Origin of the sequence: Paraburkholderia sp. PGU19, assembly GCF_013426915.1 — a bacterium.
Classification (GTDB): Bacteria; Pseudomonadota; Gammaproteobacteria; order Burkholderiales; family Burkholderiaceae; genus Paraburkholderia.
Genome location: NZ_AP023183.1, coordinates 101123 through 118760, shown reverse-complemented (window position 1 = coordinate 118760; position 17638 = coordinate 101123). Strand labels below are relative to the sequence as shown.

The window sequence follows — 17638 nt, the reverse complement described above, 5'->3', positions numbered from 1 at the left end:
CCTGAACAGAATTTAAGCATTGAAAAAAAGAAGATGTCGTCCATTCTGGTCGGTAAAACATGGCCTCAACGCTTTATAAAAGGCCGAAACAGCACAGTCTGCTAAGGGCAGCGCACGTCGCGCTGCCGCCAGCGTTTGTGCCCGTTCATGACCGTATATCGATCAGGACGCTCTTGAACCGCAGATTTGCTTCATATGCCTGCCGTCCAAGATCCTTGCCAACACCGGAGCGCTTGTAGCCGCCCGTCGGAATCATGAAATCGCTGGTTCTGCCGTAGCGATTCACCCAAACAGTGCCCGCTTCGATAGCACGCACGAAGCGCATTGCACGACCCAGATCCGCTGTATGCACACCGGCCGCCAGGCCATAGTCGGCGTGCTGGGCCAGAGCCAGCGCTTCATCTTCCGTATCGAACGTCTGCAACGTCAGAACGGGGCCAAACACCTCCTCCCGCACAGCTTCGGATTGCTCATTGACGTTGCAGAGAATCGTTGGGGAATAGAATGCTCCGCCCGCTTCGCCTTCGGCGCGACACCCTCCGCAAAGTACGGTGGCGCCGCCGGCTACAGTGCGCTGCACAATCGATTCGATTCGAGCTGCCTGGGCGGCGGAGATGATCGGCGATAAAGTCGTGTCACGCGACCATGTCGCGCCCGCCTTGCGTTCGCCTAAGATGCGCGCTATCCGTCCAGCCAGATCGTCCGCAATTGACCGCTCGACCAGTAGACGTGATCCCGCGACGCACACCTGCCCGGCGTTGCCCGCCACCCCTGTCGCTATGCGACGAGCCACATCGTCGAGCCGCGGCGCGTCCGCAAAGACAACCTGGGGACTTTTCCCGCCCAGCTCCAGGGTGACCGGCTTCGTGCCCGATTGAGCGCATGCGGCCATGATCGCGGCTCCCGTGCGCGTGGACCCGGTGAATGTCACTTTCGAGATATGCGGATGACGTACAAGTGCATCGCCCGTCGTGTGACCGTCGCCCTGTATCACATTGAAAACACCCGGTGGCACGCCCGCTTCGACGGCCAGTTCCGCGAGGCGCAGCACCGAAAAAGGCGTCGCCTCCGAGGGCTTCAACACGACCGCATTTCCCGCCGCGAGCGCCGGCGCAAGCTTCCAGGACGCCATCACCAGGGGGAAATTCCACGGCGCGATCGCCCCGACCACTCCGTAAGGTTCCGCTATCGTCATCCCGAGGTGGTCGTGGTCGGTCGCGGCGACATCGCCGCCGATCTTGTCGGCGAACTCCGCGTAAAAGCGGATGCCTTCGGCGGTGAAGGGTACGTCCCACGCCGCCGCCTCGCGAATCGGGCGTGTGGACCCAAGCGCCTCAAGCGGCGCCAGCGTCTCGACATCTGCAGCGACAAGGTCAGCAAAGCGGCGTAAGACGCTTGCGCGATCGCGCGGTGCAGACTGCCCCCATCCGCTCGCACGCCAGGCGGTCCATGCATTCTCGATAATACGGTCCGTCATTTCAGCACTGGCCACTGGAATCGACGCATATGCAATGCCATCGGAGGGCCGAACCACCTGTAGCTTCTGCGTGCCCTCCTCAATGTGTTTTCCGCCGATGAAATGCCCGGAACGCACTGCCACTTTGCCGGGATCGAAGCTGTCCATTTCTTCTCCTTTTGACTCGTGCATCTGACGTTGATTTAGCGGGTTGACGCAGGTGGGAATCGTACCGCTGACCGCCCGGCAGAACTCGCTGACTAAGAGGGCGATTCAGCAGATCCAGAGTGTTATTAGTTCTTTGACACCGCAGTTTGCGTTGATTTAGCGTTCTCCCTTTCAACGTTATGGACAACGGATCAGGGCAATGCGACAGTTGCCGCGTATGCACCTAGCCAAGGAGAAAGGCATGTCCGGCCGAAAGGAAGCCGAGGTCGCGAGTCGTGAAATTGTCTATCGGCCTTTTTCACTTCGGGACATCGCAGCAGCGCGCGCCCTGTCAAGTGAGCTCAGGTGGCCTCATCGCGTGGAGGACTGGCAACTTGTCGCCCAGGCGGGCAGGGGATTCGTCGCGCAGGATGGCGGCGGGACAGTGGTTGGCACCGGGCTTTGCTGGAAGTACGGATCTGATTGCGCATCACTCGGAATGGTTATTGTCTCTCCGCAGCACCAAGGCAGGGGAATCGGACGCAAGCTCATGGAACTGCTGCTCGAAGAACTCGGCGAGAGGACCGTCATTCTTCACGCCACAAGAGAGGGCCAGCCGTTGTACAAGAAGCTCGGCTTCGAAGCGATTGGAACAATCCATCAGCACCAGGGAACCGCATTCCAGCCGCCACTTGTTTCCCTCCCACAAGGCGAGAGGCTTCGCCCGCTCGGCTCGAACGATACTGCACGCCTGACCGAGCTCGCGTCGCGTGCGAGCGGCCTGGATCGCGGCGAGCTCATGCCGGCGCTTCTCGAAGTTTCCGAGGGGATCGCACTCGCCCGTGATGGCGATCTCATCGGCTTCGCGCTTTTCCGACGCTTCGGACACGGTTTCGCGATCGGCCCCGTCGTCGCATCGGAATCTGACGACTCTTGCCGTGCCAAGGCATTGATCAGTTACTGGCTCGCGCTGAACGCGGGCGCATTCGTGCGTATTGACACGCCTGATGAATGTCGACTCTCTGAATGGCTGGAAGGACTCGGACTTGCACACGCCGGTACCGTTGTGAAAATGGCACGCAACGGTGCTCTTCCCGCCGATGCATCCGTTCGGCAATTCGGCATCGTTAATCAGGCCGTCTGTTAGTAAGAGAGACTCGGTGTGCGCGACGCGGCACGTGAAAACCGTCCGGCCGTGGAATAACCTGGTCGATAGATATTCGCGCAACTCCCTCCGCCTACTGTGGGGACGGCTTTCGTCGGCGATGTGCTTCGTGCATGGAGAAAACATGCAGAGGTCGTTCGGATCGTATGACGCCGATGCTTCTTGCTGTGGCGTTCTGCCCACCTGGGTCCCGCATGTCATAGTGAAGTGTTCCTCTGATCTGGCAGCCCTTACTTAACGAGCAATCCTGATGCCTTTTGCCACGAAAATCTGATCAAAAGAGCTGAAATAAAACTTGACGCTTCTCTACAAGGCCGACCCCGAACGCGGCAAGCTATGGGCGCGGCTCTTCGCGCAGAAGGCCGCTGAGACTCCGTTGACATCGGCGATCCGGCGTCCATCCGCTATCTCGCCGCCTGGCAGCCGCCCGACGACCCGGCCTGCACGCTACCCAATCTCGAAGTGATCTTCTCGGTGGGCGCGGGCATCGATCAGTTCAATCTGTCACGCGTGCCGCCACATATCGCCGTGGTACGAATGGTCGAGCCCGGTATCGTCGAAGGCATGGTCGAATATGTGACGCAAGCCGTGCTGACCATTCATCGCGATCTCTTCGAATACGCGCTGCAGCAGCAACAGCGCATCTGGAAGGAGATGCCCGTGCGCGCGGCCACGTCGCGCCGCGTCGGCGTGCTTGGGCTCGGTATGCTTGGCACGGCGGTGCTCGAGCGCCTGCGCCTGTTCGGCTTTCCGTGCGCGGGCTGGAGCCGTTCCGCGCATCGGCAGGAAGGCGTCGAATGCTTTGCAGGCGTCGACACGCTCGACGCATTTCTCGCCCGCACCGATATTCTCGTCTGCCTGTTGCCGCTCACCGACGCAACGTGCGGCCTGCTCGACAAACGTCCGTTCGGCAGGCTGTCGAAGGGCGCGTCATTCATCAACGTCCGGCGCGGTCCGCAAGTGAACCAGCACGATCTGCTCGATGCGATCGACAGCGGCCACTTGCAAAACGCGATTCTCGACGTGACGGACCCGGAGCCGCTGCCCGAGTCGCATCCTTTCTGGGCGTATCCGCACTTGCGGATCACGCCGCATATCGCGAGTGCGACCCAGCCCGAGACGACCGTGGATGTAGTGCTGGACAACATCCGCCGTCATCGCGACGGCTTGGCGATACTTGGGCAAGTTGACCGCAGCCTTGGCTACTGACGCTACGGAAGCCGTACTGCCCTGCTTAAAGCAGCGCGCAAGCACAAAATGCTGCGTGTAGCCCACGAAAAGCCGCATTTGCGCTTTTCCGTGACTGATTTTGCGGATCGGCGGATGGGGCTCTCCCGTAGTATTGGAATGGTCCAACGCCTATTCCTGGAAGAGAACTGCATCATGTCTAACCCATCGCTCATCGAAGCCGACCGTAGGCATCTGATCCACCCCGTCGTCAGCTATCGCGCACACGAAGCGCGCGGTGTCACCGTGCTGGAATCCGCGCAGGGCGTCTACCTCCGCGACATCGACGGAAACGAACTGCTCGACGCGTTCTCAGGCCTCTGGTGCGTCAACACCGGCTACGGTCATCAAAGCATCGTCGACGCAGCGACACGACAACTGCAACGCCTCCCCTACGCGACAGGCTACTTCCACTTCGGCTCCGAACCCGCCATCGAACTCGCCGCCAGGCTCGTCGAACTCGCGCCCGCGTCGCTGCAGCACGTGTACTTCACGCTCGGTGGATCGGATGCCGTCGACTCCGCGCTGCGCTTCATCACGCACTACTTCAACGCGACAGGCCGTCCGTCGAAAAAGCACATCATCGCGCTGCAACGCGGCTATCACGGCTCGTCGTCGACCGGCGCCGGCCTCACCGCACTGCCCGCGTTCCATCGCAACTTCGACGTGCCGCTGCCCACGCAACATCACATCCCGTCGCCCTACGCGTACCGCAATGATTTCGCCGACGACGCCGCCCTGATCGCCGCCTCCGTCGCCGCGCTCGAAGCGAAAGTCGAAGCTCTCGGCGCGGACAACGTCGCCGCCTTCTTCTGCGAGCCGATCCAGGGCTCGGGCGGCGTGATCGTGCCGCCTGTCGGCTGGTTGAACGCGATACGCGAAGCCTGCCGCAAGCTCGGCATCCTGTTCGTCGCCGACGAAGTCATCACCGGCTTTGGCCGCACGGGGCCGCTGTTCGCGTGCGAAGCGGAAGGCGTCGAGCCGGACCTGATGACGGTCGCCAAGGGCCTCACCGCCGGCTATGCGCCGATGGGCGCGGTACTGATGTCGGACGCCGTCTATCAGGGCATCGCCGACGGCGGCGACGTCGCGGCTGCTATCGGCCACGGGCACACGTACTCGGCGCACCCCGTGAGCGCCGCGATCGGCCTCGAAGTGATGCGCCTTTATCACGAAGGCGGCCTGCTCGCGAACGGCGTCGCGCGTGCGCCGCGCTTCGCGCAAGGGCTCGATGCGCTGCTCGCGCATCCCCTCGTCGGCGATTCGCGGCATCGCGGTTTGTTGGGCGCGCTCGAACTCGTCGCCGACAAGGACACGAAACAGGGCTTCGACGCGGCGCTGAAACTGCCGGACCGCATTGCTGCCGCCGCATATTCGAACGGCCTCGTGTTCCGCGCGTTCGGCGACAACATTCTCGGTTTCGCGCCCGCGCTGTGCTACACCGAAAGCGAGTTCGACCTGCTGTTCGAGCGCCTCGAAAAGACGCTCGACGACGTGTTGGCGCAAGCCGAAGTCCGCGGTGTCCTGAAGGGTTCGATTGAATGCAACCGTCGCGCGGCCGCCTGATAGCATCAAGTGATCCTAGACATGCGTACGCGACGGAATCACGATGAGCACCGACTGCAAGCTGGACCGAATCGATTTGCGCATCCTCTCGCAGTTGCAAAAGCGAGGGCGAATCACGAACGTCGAGCCGGCCGACGCAGTCGGGCTGTCGCCCAGCCCTTGCCTGATCCGCGTGAAGCGTCTGGAGAAGGCGGGTTACATCATCGGGTACGGTGCGCAGATCCAGCTCGAAAAACTCGACGACGTGCAGATCGCACGCTCGTCGGCCCCACGAGCCGCCGCGGCAGACTGATCGACCGTCCCGGTAATTTCCTCCATCGATGCCGCCGTCTGCCGCAGGCTACCCGCAGCCGACTCGCCACCTTGAGGGCTGCAATGCTCATTCCGGTCGCCGCTGACGCCTTCCTGAGCGACAGTTCCCGCTGCTTGAGCAGTTCGATTGCCTGTCGCTGGCCCGGTGGCAGTGCGGCGATGGCCTTTCTCACAACTGGTTGCGGTTTTTTTGCGACCGGCAAAATCGGCTGAAAGGGCCATGGGGCATGGGTTCCCGTCGCCCCACTGGAATCGGCTAGAATCCCAATGCTTTGAAGGGAGAAATGGCCCAAAGGCAATCGTGGCAAGAGATTCCGACGAGATTGAGTGTCGAGCAGTTCGAGCAATTTGTCTGGCCGCATCTGAGTCAGGGCCGTCGCGGCCCGGCGCGAAAGCTCAGCGCGCACACAATCTTCAACTACATCCTGAAGGAGCTCTATCTCGGCTGCCAATGGAAGGAGCTGCCCATCGGGAAAGATCGGCACGGCCGCCCCGAGATCCATTACACGCGCATCTATCGAGCCGTTCGGCGTTGGGAAGCGGACGGATGCTTTGATGCTATTTTCGAGAGTTCGGTGTCCAGACTTCATTGCGACGATCGCCTAGACACTCGCGTCATTCATGGCGATGGCACCATGAGCGCCGCGAAGAAGGGAGCCGACAACCTCGGCTTCAGCGGCCACAAGAAGGTCAAGGGCTGCAAGGTCGTTACCCTCTACGATCGGAACTGCAACGTGATCGCGCCGTTCGTGTCGACCCCGGGCAATCGCAATGAATCGCCGCTGCTGCGCGAAGCGCTGCCGCGGCTCACGCGCATCGCCCCCGCGGTGGGGCTGGACCTGCGGGGAACCGTCGTAAGTCTGGATGGCGTGTACGATTGCCGGCGCAACCGCAAAGCTATTTTCAATCGCGGAATGGTGCCCAACATCAACGCGAGTTCGCGCGACAGGAAGAGCCCGAAGCGCGGCCGCAAGGCACTGTTCGATCCGGCCATTTTCAAGGAGCGGTTCAGGACGATCGAGCGCGTGTTCGCCTGGGTAGACAAGTTCCGTCGCCTTCTGTTACGTTTCGAGCGAATCAGTCAGTTACACTATGCGTTAAAGACGCTCGCTTATACGATGATCAACCTGCGCCACTACTGCCAAAGCTGATCTCCCGCTCGAGATCTTTGTTCCACCGTCGGCGCATCGCGCCGTGATCCCGTTCGTCTGCGCCATACCGAAATCTTCGCACCATATCGTCGCGTCGCGCGCTTCGCCGCAGCCATTTCTTCCCATCCCATGCGCTCGTCAAACCGTGCCGCGTCGAGCCTGATCGAAACCCGCAACCAGTTGTAAGAAGCAAACCTGCGTTTCAAGAGCGTGCTGATCGACCTGCGCGCCTGAACTCGTGTCATCCGTCTGGCGCTAGCCGCAAACCCAGCAGGGACAAGGCGTTCGACCTGAGTGCCGCATTCTGTGCTGCCGGAAGCCTCAAAACGCATGGTTTGTGTCGCCGGCAGCGCACGAATCAGGAGCATCTATTTTTTTTTCCTGCTTAAATCTTTTTTACAGGAATGAGCTTTTCCTGTTTTCGCCATTGAACTCCGATGCGAGTTCGCCATCACGATAGGACTGCGCCGTGATCGACCTCGAACCGAAATACATCACCTTCGACTGCTACGGCACCCTCACCAAATTCCACATGGCCGACATGACGCGAGAACAGTACGGCCACCTGCTGAACGGCGAAGGTCTGGAGAAGCTCGTGGCGTTTCCTATAGTTGTTGACCGGTAAGCGATGTGCCGGTGCGATGTTCTGGCCACGACGTGACGGGAAGTAGTGGCGACGCTGTAAGAGGAGAGTGAAATGGGTTGCGGCGAGAGGTGCTTACGAACGCTGGTCGGCAAGTGGTTTGGCCATTCTGCCGCGAAGACCATAAGTGTAGTCGAGTTCAGCCGCACTCCAAAGGACAGAAGACGCTTTGTGCGCATCGGCGGGCCGCTGGTGGACGGAACTTTGACCATCGTTTTCTTCCGGCACGATGACGGTTCGTGGAACGTCTTTCCGGAAAATAGGAGCATGCCAGCGATGCACGCTTACCCGCTTGCGGCGTGATCGATGGGGCGATAGGCAGGCGATCGATGGAGAAGGAAATGAACATCCTGGAATTGGCAGGGGACGCTGGAATGCTGGTTGTGCTAGACGCAAAGATCGGGCTCACCGAGTACCGAAGCATCCACGGGACCCTCGATGCATTTCAGCGTTTTGTTCAGGCTTTGGAGTCGGCGTTGACGAATGTTAATAGCTCGGACGAGTCTCAGTGTCAGAGCAGCGTATGCGCGGAGTCTTCGCCATCTTGAGCGCCGGCCGGATATGAGACCGGTCGGCCGTCGGATACATCGAGGATATAGGGCGAAGTGCTTGCTAGCGTCGCGTGCAAGAAGTGCGCGGGCGTTGGATTCGACAGCGCTGGACTCCGACCATAGAGGCTGACGCCACCAATATCGCATTTGCAAACCAGAGATGCCTAGCACGATCCGGTTGTTTCGGCGCGAGTCTATGTTATCCCATCAAATCACGACGATTGCACGGAATGCGTAGCAAAAACGCGGGCGCAGTGTCGAATCGAACCACGATCTCGGCAGCATCTGCGGCGTGGATGCACTTACGATCCATGTCTCCGATGCATCGCTCAGATGATGGATCCGACCTCCTCACTTCTTCAACCGGCATACGTTTGACATGTATTTCGATCCCGGATCGCGCTCAATGCGTGGCGGGCACTTCATCGATGGCGAGTACCTCAACGAAGATGCGGCGCGGGTGCCCGTCGCGCGGCCGTCGAACGGTGTCGCTTCCGCGTCCTTTCCCAGCGGTGCCGCGTATGCCCGCGCCGACGTACGCGGTGCGTACTATCAGCCGACCATCTTGACTGACGTCGAATCGAATAATCGTGCGGTGCAGGAGGAAATTTTTGGGCCGATCCTGACAGTCCAGACGTTCGAAGCTGAAGACGAGGCGCTCGCGCTTGCACAGCACGCGGAGTATGGGCTCGCGTCCAGTGCGCATACGGCGGACCTGGGCCGCGCGCTACGCTTCACGCGTGGAATCGAGGCGAGGACCGTATGGGTGAATAGGTATGGCCGCTGCGACGATTCCGTCATTGCTACGGGCGGTTTTAAGCGCTCCGGAATTGGTAAGGACTTTGGACGGGAAGCGTTCGAGGCGAATCAGCGCGCGAAACACGTTCTCATTCACGTGTGCACCTAACCAGAGCTCTCCCTAAACACGACGCTGTTTCCTTCTACACGGAAAGTTAAAAAGAGTGGTTTGAAAGGCGCGGCATAACCTGCCGTGCCGGGTTATAAAAACGATGCAACTGCGCGCTTTAGCTCCATCGAACGGTACCAACCGCATCTATTGCTTTGATTAAATTCTCATCATCGCAACAACGATACGGACAGGTCTGGGGCCCGCAATCAACAGGCAATTGCATCATGATCGACTTTGAAGCGAAATACATTTTCACACTCACCGCAAATGCGGCGTAGCCATCCTTCCACAAAATCGAACGACCAGCACATCATGTCCAAGTTGCAGCAAGCAGCGGCACGGCACCGCACTCCCCGATCGTTTGTGGACCTCCGTAAGTTCGCATCGGACAAGAGCCAGGGGCTCGTAGCGACCGGCTCCGTGGGCGACAACCGCTTTCTTTCCCGTCGCCGCCTTTTGGATTTGCCGCCTTGTCCTGTGACCGCAGGCGTGATAGCGCTCGATGCAGGGTGTGGTGTAGTGCATTGCCAGCCGGCAGATGAATTTATCATCGTTTCGGAAGGAGCGATCACCCTGACGCAACCGGTGCAAGCTTTAACCTTAGGGCCAGGTGACAGCGCGGTGTTGAGCCACGGCGCGGAATTTTCATGGTCGGCGCAAGAGCCCGTATCGATCATCTTCATGCGTTATCACAGCAGCCAGCCTGCTGATGACAGTGTTGTGCCGATTCAACAGGCGGCTCAACGGGAACCGTCCGGTACGCCTCCCGCGCACTTGCTGCTCACGCCGGCGCCTGTATGCCGCAACTTCACGGACTATCGTTCCGTGGATGGAGCATTCACATGCGGCACCTGGGATTCGACGCCCTATCATCGAAGCGCGATGTTTTATCACCACTACGAGCTAATGTATCTCCTGGACGGCAGTGTAACGTTCATCGACGAAATCGGCCGAACCGAGACTTTTGTGCGTGGCGACATCTTCCTCGTTGAACAGAGCGCGCAATGCAGCTGGGAAAGTCGCGAAGACGTGGCCAAGGTATACGCGATCTACCGCCCGGCATGACACCGTAAGCCGTCCGCAACACGTCCTTGAGTGACGCAGCACCAACAAGGTCAACTTCTGGATTCTGCATGCGTTTGGGTGCAAGTTCGCTCCCCGCGATCGCGACCTGCACAAAAAGATGGGAGGCCTGATCGGGTTCCATCATCCGGGCCACTACCGCGGGGACTGGCTGATCCACGTAACTATCTGCTGAGGCGACCGTGTCCAGTCCAGCAGCGTGAGGACGATGCGCCATGTAATCCCTTGCGGGTCGAGCTTGGCGGGACCCCGGGCAGCGACACGTCGTGCCACGCTTAGCGCCTGGGCATACGGGCCGTGGCACGTATGCTCGAACCCTGCAGACGCTGGCTGGCAATCGTCAGCCGTTCTTCAGGCTGGAATTGTTGGTATCGTTTTTCCATGGCAACACCTTATACGAGTCGGAGTGTTGCACTTCAAACTTGAGAGCTCGCTGCCAATCTGATGCACTCGATGCATCCCAACCCTGCAGGGATCGGAATCCGTCCATTCAGGTATCCTTCTGGTTCGTCCCTTGACGACGAGATCGTACGCCAGCCGGCCCGCACATGTCACCGGTTAATGACATGATTCAGCAGATTCCACGCGTTTTTCACTCCCTGACACAGTATTTTGCATTGGTTCCGGCGGTGCGAAACCAACGTTTTGGCAACGCTGCATCGCGGTGCCAGTGTGAGCGGCATGAGTCCTTGGCTCCCAAAGGCCGTAGAATTCCGACCCAACTCAGATCAATCCGGGAACCTCACGTCTACATATCTCCCTTTTGCTGTGTGCCGCCGCCCGGGGGGGTGCCCCTATGTGACTCGTCAAGCGGTAGGGGCGGATTTTGGTTGGTAGAGGGTGCCGTCGCGCAGCATGGCGAACAGCACGTCGCAGCGTCGTCGAGCGAGAGCGATGAGCGCCTGATTGTGGCGCTTGCCCTGCTGGACCTTGCGCGCGTAATAGTCCCTTGAGATCGGGTCTCGCAGGGCAGCAAAGGCCGAGAGGAAGAGCGCTCTCTTGAGTACCTTGTTGCCCCGTCTGGACGGGTGTTCGCCACGGATGGACGAGCCCGAGCGTCGGGTCACCGGGGCGAGGCCGGCGTAGGCGGCGAGATGCGCAGCCGATGCGAAGGCTTTGTGAGCGACTTCAGTGAGGAGTCTGGCGGCGGTCCTGACGCCGACTCCCGGCATACTGGTCAGGACCGGCCAAAGAGGGTGTGCATGCACCAGACGTTCAACTTCGCTGGCAACCTCCTCGCGTTGCTTGCGCAAGGATGCGAGTTGCTGGGCAAGACGCGGCATGACGATGGTTGCGGCCTGAGTACCGGGCACGATCACAGCCTGTTCGCTGAGCGCCTGGACGATGTCGGCAGCCAGGCTCTTGCCCATGCGAGGTGCGAGTTTGGTGAGGCGGTTGGCGAGTGCTTTCTCGCTGGCTGAGGCGAGCTCGGCGGGTGACGGGTATCGCTCAAGCAGATCGAGCACGGCCGGATGGTCGAGGCGCGGCCCCAGGACCCTTTCCAGCGCCGGATGGATCTGGGTGAGCAGACCTCGAATGCGGTTGCTGGTCTGCGTGATCTGGGCCGCCAGATCGTCGTCGAAGCCGCACAGCATGGTGAGTTCGGCGAGTGGTTCGTCGGCCAGCCGAAGTGAGCGCAGCGTATGCGGCATTGAGCGCGCGGCTTCAGCAATGACGGCGGCATCGCGAGCATCAGTCTTGGCTTCACCGGCGTGCAGGTCGGCGATGCGGCGCATAGCCAGACCCGGTAGATATGCGACCAGAACACCTTCATCACGGGCGACTGCCACGGGCAACGCGCCGATGGTGGCGGGTTGATCGACGACGAACAGGAGCTGGCCGTGCGTCTTGAGTTCGGTAATGAGGGCGCGCAGCTTGGCCTCATCGTTGGGCAGCGCCTTGTTGTAAAGGCGCTTTCCGCGCCGATCGAGGGCGACGGCGTGATGGTGGCCTTTGCCGACATCGACGCCGACGAATACATCGACAGAGCTATGTTGTTGGTTTTCTTGCATCGAAGGCTTTGCAGGTTGAACGGTTTGGCCTGCAACATCGGTGGCAAGTCTCGGCATCCACGTTACGGACGGCCTCAAGATATCCTGGCCGAGCCCCTATTAGCGATCACCAGCCACCCACCAGGCCCGGTGACAACACCCCCGGATCATGACTGCGACTGGGGGCGAGAATCATGCCGGGCCTAGCTGGCCAAATCCTCGATTGTCGAGGAATGAAGATAGTAACGGTGCAGGCGCTGTCGAGCGGGACCCACTGGCCGCATCGTGCAGACGACTCGCGCCTCATTGCAAAGGCTGCGAGCGATTCGCTGCTGAGAACGCGGAGCGCTGTCGTGGCGTCTTCCACGATCCAGCGCGTTTCAAAAACCCCTGTCGGCTCCGGCCCCGGGGCGACGGAACAGTGGTTGAGCGCTCGCAGCAGAAAATGCCGCCAGTCCATTGCAAATTGCGACATGCGCCTTCTTTCGGCACGTATTTGACGATGCAATTGCGCGTCGTCAGTCAGTACCATCGAACGATCTCCATCTCATTCGCGACGTCAAGATCTATGTCGACCCACTTGCCGATCGATGCCGACCGCACGCATCTTGACGGGGACAACCGCGATGATTCATGGCTGCAAGCCGGACGGCATCGATCTTAGGGTTCCTTCGCGACTTTGAATGACAAAGCCGAATCATCACCACCGAGCTTGCCGGCGCATTGGTTTTGACACCGGGTCCATGCTGTGCAAAGGTCAGAAAGCAGCGTGACGTGCCGTTCCGGTAAGTCAAGGTACTGATGTTAGTCTGGCGAACCTATTGACCGTCGGCGAGCGAGCGATGGGGTCGGCTGGGTAAAGTGTGGAAATCGATGGAGTCCGCCAGCCACGAAGACGCGAATGCTTGAGCGCCCGGTGGTTTCCAACGGCCGGGCGACCACTCTGTCAGCCAGAGGCGCCGAAGCGCGCATCACAGCTCGCGCGGTGCACAGCTGACCAGGTAATAACGCACAAGGTTATGTGCGAACTCCATATTGAGCACGACCGTCATGGAAAGGCGACGGTGCAGCCAGTGGAATGCGTGTCGATTCAGATTCCCGAGGAAAACATCGTAGTCTTACTTATTGATATTAGGAGCATTCGATGGCGACATCGGAAAGAATTTCGGACCTCGCTCAGCGGGACTTTCTGCGCTTCGCAATGAAACGGCCAGGCATGGCCCGTGATGACTTCGCATGACGCCTATGCCTGGCCAGGCATACGCTCGACAGGCTGCTCCTGCCCACCGATTCGCCTCAATTTCGAAGCATGCCGGAGTCGGGGGGCCGGTCCTACATCGGAGAGATCCTGAAGTGGAATGGGAAAAGACCTGACCATTCCTTTGGATAAAATCTCAATGCCTCGACTAGCTGTACGACGCTTGCCGAGAAGTGTCTGAGAGGCACTACCGCGAATCCGGCACAGACATCACGCTCTCGACGATGCGTGCGAAGGTCTGCACAGCCGGACGGATGGCTTCGATATCGAGCGCGCCGAACCCCAACAGAAATCCGTCACGAAATCCTGGATCGCCTTGATTGAACGTGTGCAGCCTGCGAAGGTAAATTCCCTGTTCAAGCGATCGCGATACAGTCGTATCGAAGTCAACCAGATCCCGGATCCTGATTGTCATATGCAGGCCCGCCGCGTTCCGTGATGTTTCAAGTGCATCGCCAAAGCACTGGTCTAGACACCGGAGCAATTCCGATTGTCTTGCACCATAGATATCGCGCATCCGCCGAATGTGCGTCGAGAAATGACCGTCCGCAATAAAGTCTGTCATCGCTGCCTGCAAGGAAAGGTGCCCTGGTCTGTATAAGCGCAACGAAGCGGCTGCGAAGGAATCGACCAGGTCGGGCGGAACGACTATATAGCTGAGCCTCATGCCGGGGTACATTACCTTACTAAACGTTCCCATCAGAATGATACGGCCGTTTTCATCGACGCCTTGAAGAGACGGAAGCGGACGCTGGTCATATCGGAATTCACTGTCATAGTCGTCTTCCAGAACGAATGCGTCCCACCGCGCAGCGCCCGCGTGCAAACGGGCACGCCGTTCGTCCGACAACGTCACCCCCATTGGAAACTGATGCGATGGGGTCATCACTACGAGTCGAGGTCGGCGCAAACATCGTTCGAGCTTCATCCCGTTACTGTCGACAGCAATAGCCTCCACTTCCAGCCCGTTGGCGCGCAACAGGATTGGCGTTGCCCAGTGGCAAGGGTTTTCAACATAGGCCAGTTCACCCACGTCGGCCAGAATGCGTGAGCAAAGGTCAAGCGACTGATTGCTCCCCATTGTTATGATGATCTGCTCCGGGGAGGCTCGAACCGCGCGCGATACTCGCAAATACTCCGACAGCGCGCGGCGCAACGGGAGATATCCGCCTGGATTGGAGTAGCCCATGAGGTCCGCATGCTGCTCCCCGAGATAGCGATTCTGGATACGCCTCCATATCTGATAAGGAAAATAATCCGTATCGCAGACACCCGGCACGAACGCCCCCTTGCGTTCCTGGATACCCCCAGGAGCGCGTATCAGTTGCTCTCCGCGCTCGGACAGGGTTCGCGCGGTTGATTCCCGACGCGCCGGCTTCATCGATTGCGGCAGCTTGTCGGAGACAAGCGTACCGCTCGTGGAATCGGTATGGAGATAGCCGTCGGCCGACAGCCTTTCATAAGCCGTTACAACGGTTATTCGGGAGACCCCTAGTGCCGCCGCGAGCGTTCGGGAAGACGGCAAACGTACGGAAGCCTTCAGGGTGCCGTCGGATACCGCGTCTCGGATCCCGTTCGCGATCTGGATCTGTAGGGGTACGGAGCCGTCCCGACAGAGACGGCCGATCAGGAGGTCAGCAAGTAACGAGTCAGCCATTGGACCTATCAAACTTTTTGAATTGGACTCATAGGTTCACCGCGGGCACGCGTACTGTCAAGTCTTGCCATCGAACAAAGCCTTAAGTCGAAGCGCGCCAGGAGATCATGGATCTTACAGACATCAAGCATCATAGAATATTACTTTGGATTCCTGTTTTATTGGGTTTACTCCTAACAGACTGTTTGGGCGACATCTCGGCAGAAGGCATGGTTGCTATTCGCAAGATATTCGCAACGATGATACTGCCGGGCGTTGATCATCTGCCTCATACCCACAGCCTGCCAGACATGGCCTCCTCCATGAACCAGCCCACGTGGGGCGCGCACCTCGCATCTGATCTCGAGCGACTGGTGGCGCTGCACGCCGCCTCATCCATAGCAGCAGCCATCGTTGAGCCGATGGCTGGCAATCAAAGCCAACGTCATTCCAGTTATTGGGGGGTCTATGCGTGTATCTCTACGTGAGCGAATTCTTCAGTTACATCGCATGACAGGCCTGAGCATCGGTCTGTTCGTCGTCATGGTGGCGGTTACCGGCGCGGGCATGCTGTTTCGAGCGCCACTCGAACCCGTCATCTACCACGATCTACTAAAAGTCGCATCGTGCAAACAGCGGCTACCGCTCGATACGTTGATTGCCAATGCCAGCGCTTCTAATCCAGTCGCAGGCCGGCCAAAGCAGCTGCGCATATACGACGACGCGGATTCCAGCACGCGCGTTCTTTTGAGCGACAACCGGTGGTACTACGTCAATCCATGCACTGGCGAAGTGCGTGGAAGCGAGGATCGCTACGGCGGCCTGTTCGGTACGATGGCCAGCCTGCACAGCTTTCAGTTTCTGGAAAATGGAAGCGTCGTTGCTGGAACGCTCGCGCTGACATTCGCGATTGTCCTGGTCGGTGGCGGCCTAGCTGTGTGGATTCCAGAGGCCTTGCGCAAACGCAGGCGCGCCGTCAGGATCAAGTCCAACCTCACCGGTCGCGCGCGCTGGCTCAATCTGCACAAAACGCTTGGTGTCTATGTCAGCCTCATCGTACTTGCGTCCGCGCTCACCGGCGCGCTGCAATCGTTTCAATTCGTGAGGGATGCGCTCTACACACTGACGGCCTCGAAGCCCCCCGCACCTTCTCCCGGATCGGTCGTGCAGGCCCATACGCAAAGCCTGCCAGTCGAGGCGCTCTGGCAACGCGCACAGGCATTGGTGCCGCAACCAAAATATGCTCGCATTCGCTACCCTGGCAAGGCCGGGGATGCTTTCAACATCGATCTTGTCGCACGCGACGCACCTCATGTAAATGCGTTTTCCTATGTCAGTCTCGATCCGAGAACGGGCAAAGTGTTGCGCTTTACTTCATATGCCGAGAACAGCTTAGGTCACCGGATTTACCTGACGGCGCTTGCGCTGCATTACGGATGGCTGAGCGGGGGATTTATTCAAGTGCTGCAACTGATCGGCATGCTCTCTGTACCGGTATTGGCTTACGCCGGCATCGGCAGTTATCTACGCCGCAAACGCCCTCCGCGGGCTCCCGTGTCGCCCCGAACCACTCTCACGTTGAAAGTGGCCAGGAAAAAAGCCGAAGCGGAGAACATTCAATCTTTTGAACTTGTCGACCCTGCCGGAAAAGCGCTGCCGCCCTTTACGGCCGGTTCCCACATTGATGTTCATGTAGCCGGAGGAAAGGTTCGACAATACTCACTGTGCAATCCTCCTGGGGAAAGACATCGCTATCTCATTGCCGTCATGCGGGCGGAACCGACGCGCGGTGGGTCGCGGGCCATGCATGAGCATGTCAAGGAAGGCGACTTAATTGATGTCAGCGCGCCGAAAAATCACTTCCCGCTCGTGGAATCCGCAAGGCACTCCCTGCTCATCGCGGGTGGTATCGGTATTACGCCGATTCTTTGCATGGCGGAACACCTGGCTGGTCTCAGAGCCGATTTCAAAATGCATTACTTTGCGCGCTCGCCGGCGCGCGCAGCCTTTGTCGACCGCATCAAGCGCTCGAAATTCGCCGACCACGTTTTCTTCCACTTCACGGAAGACCAGAAACAGCAACGACTCGATCTAGCCGCGCTTCTCGAAACGCACGATGCCGAAATGCACTTATACGTATGCGGCGGCGAAGCATTCATGAATGCAGTCATCGACACCGCATTGGAAAAAGGCTGGCACAAAACCCGTATGCACAGGGAATATTTCAGCGTTGAACGCAGGGAATCCGACAGCAATGTCGAATTCGACGTCACGATTGCAAGCACTGGCAAGACTATTCGTATCCCGACCGACAAGACGGTAATGGCTGCTTTGGCCGATTGCGGAATCCATATTGCGGCGTCCTGCGAACAAGGCGTCTGCGGCACCTGTGTGACGCGCGTGCTGGAAGGCGAACCGCAGCATCGCGACGTGTTTCTCTCCGACGACGAGAAAAATAGGAACGATCGCTTCGCTCCCTGCTGTTCGCGTGCCAATAGCCGGACGCTGGTACTCGATCTGTAGATGGAAAGGCAGGCACCGT

General features: G+C 59.2%; 9 protein-coding genes and 5 pseudogenes. 10 read left to right on the top strand and 4 right to left on the bottom strand.

Features of this window, described 5'->3' with window-relative positions; translation table 11 throughout:
• Window positions 1-145 precede the first annotated feature (145 nt).
• The gene (locus H1204_RS47570; protein ID WP_180736763.1) at window positions 146-1624 is read right to left on the bottom strand and encodes an aldehyde dehydrogenase family protein; all 1479 of its coding nucleotides are present in this window, start codon (window positions 1622-1624) and stop codon (window positions 146-148) included.
• 241 nt (window positions 1625-1865) lie between these two features.
• Here H1204_RS47570 and H1204_RS47565 point away from each other — a divergent pair, with 241 nt between their 5' ends.
• The 5 genes and pseudogenes from H1204_RS47565 to H1204_RS47545 all read left to right on the top strand — a co-directional run bounded on the left by H1204_RS47565 (window position 1866) and on the right by H1204_RS47545 (window position 7024).
• Entirely contained in the window at window positions 1866-2750 is an 885-nt protein-coding gene (locus H1204_RS47565) for a GNAT family N-acetyltransferase (protein WP_243469195.1), read from the top strand.
• A 313-nt stretch (window positions 2751-3063) separates the two neighbouring features.
• Window positions 3064-3977 (top strand): annotated as a pseudogene (locus H1204_RS47560) (glyoxylate/hydroxypyruvate reductase A).
• Window positions 3978-4151: 174 nt separating this feature from the next.
• Window positions 4152-5561 carry an aspartate aminotransferase family protein gene (locus H1204_RS47555; protein WP_180736762.1) on the top strand — a complete coding sequence of 470 codons (1410 nt, stop codon included), beginning with the start codon at window positions 4152-4154 and terminating at the stop codon, window positions 5559-5561.
• A gap of 43 nt (window positions 5562-5604) precedes the next feature.
• Window positions 5605-5814, top strand: a pseudogene (locus H1204_RS47550) (winged helix-turn-helix transcriptional regulator); the annotation flags it as partial.
• A gap of 343 nt (window positions 5815-6157) precedes the next feature.
• Window positions 6158-7024 carry a transposase gene (locus tag H1204_RS47545; protein ID WP_180736761.1) on the top strand — a complete coding sequence of 289 codons (867 nt, stop codon included), beginning with the start codon at window positions 6158-6160 and terminating at the stop codon, window positions 7022-7024.
• Here the strand turns inward: H1204_RS47545 and H1204_RS47540 are convergent.
• A complete protein-coding gene (locus H1204_RS47540) occupies window positions 7009-7392 on the bottom strand; it encodes a hypothetical protein (protein ID WP_180736760.1) in 384 nt (127 codons plus the stop codon). The two genes, H1204_RS47545 and H1204_RS47540, sit on opposite strands and share 16 nt — an antisense overlap.
• 101 nt (window positions 7393-7493) lie before the next feature.
• Between H1204_RS47540 and H1204_RS47535 the strand changes: the two are divergent.
• The 3 genes and pseudogenes from H1204_RS47535 to H1204_RS47525 all read left to right on the top strand — a co-directional run.
• Window positions 7494-7583: pseudogene (locus tag H1204_RS47535) on the top strand (haloacid dehalogenase type II); the annotation flags it as partial.
• Between the two features lie 1161 nt (window positions 7584-8744).
• Window positions 8745-9125 (top strand): annotated as a pseudogene (locus tag H1204_RS47530) (aldehyde dehydrogenase family protein); the annotation flags it as partial.
• Between the two features lie 315 nt (window positions 9126-9440).
• Window positions 9441-10193 carry a cupin domain-containing protein gene (locus H1204_RS47525; protein ID WP_180736758.1) on the top strand — a complete coding sequence of 251 codons (753 nt, stop codon included), beginning with the start codon at window positions 9441-9443 and terminating at the stop codon, window positions 10191-10193.
• An 824-nt stretch (window positions 10194-11017) separates the two neighbouring features.
• Here the strand turns inward: H1204_RS47525 and H1204_RS47520 are convergent.
• Together H1204_RS47520 and H1204_RS47515 are read right to left on the bottom strand one after the other, a co-directional pair.
• Window positions 11018-12223 (bottom strand): IS110 family transposase, encoded by a 1206-nt coding sequence (locus H1204_RS47520; RefSeq protein WP_180736757.1) that lies wholly within the window; start codon window positions 12221-12223, stop codon window positions 11018-11020.
• Window positions 12224-13647: 1424 nt separating this feature from the next.
• Complete coding sequence (locus H1204_RS47515; RefSeq protein ID WP_180736756.1) at window positions 13648-15117, bottom strand: PLP-dependent aminotransferase family protein; 1470 nt, start codon at window positions 15115-15117, stop codon at window positions 13648-13650.
• A gap of 188 nt (window positions 15118-15305) precedes the next feature.
• Between H1204_RS47515 and H1204_RS52335 the strand changes: the two are divergent.
• Window positions 15306-15530: pseudogene (locus H1204_RS52335) on the top strand (aspartate aminotransferase family protein); the annotation flags it as partial.
• 76 nt (window positions 15531-15606) lie between these two features.
• Window positions 15607-17619, top strand: a complete 2013-nt coding sequence (locus H1204_RS52330; protein ID WP_243469194.1) for a PepSY domain-containing protein — start codon at window positions 15607-15609, stop codon at window positions 17617-17619.
• Window positions 17620-17638: the final 19 nt, after the last annotated feature.

Coding starts and splice junctions, on each gene's coding strand:
- H1204_RS47570 (WP_180736763.1), bottom strand. CDS start 1,624: ATGGACAGCTTCGATCCCGGCAAAGTGGCAGTGCGTTCCGGGCATTTC.
- H1204_RS47565 (WP_243469195.1), top strand. CDS start 1,866: ATGTCCGGCCGAAAGGAAGCCGAGGTCGCGAGTCGTGAAATTGTCTAT.
- H1204_RS47555 (WP_180736762.1), top strand. CDS start 4,152: ATGTCTAACCCATCGCTCATCGAAGCCGACCGTAGGCATCTGATCCAC.
- H1204_RS47545 (WP_180736761.1), top strand. CDS start 6,158: ATGGCCCAAAGGCAATCGTGGCAAGAGATTCCGACGAGATTGAGTGTC.
- H1204_RS47540 (WP_180736760.1), bottom strand. CDS start 7,392: ATGCTCCTGATTCGTGCGCTGCCGGCGACACAAACCATGCGTTTTGAG.
- H1204_RS47525 (WP_180736758.1), top strand. CDS start 9,441: ATGTCCAAGTTGCAGCAAGCAGCGGCACGGCACCGCACTCCCCGATCG.
- H1204_RS47520 (WP_180736757.1), bottom strand. CDS start 12,223: ATGCAAGAAAACCAACAACATAGCTCTGTCGATGTATTCGTCGGCGTC.
- H1204_RS47515 (WP_180736756.1), bottom strand. CDS start 15,117: ATGGCTGACTCGTTACTTGCTGACCTCCTGATCGGCCGTCTCTGTCGG.
- H1204_RS52330 (WP_243469194.1), top strand. CDS start 15,607: ATGACAGGCCTGAGCATCGGTCTGTTCGTCGTCATGGTGGCGGTTACC.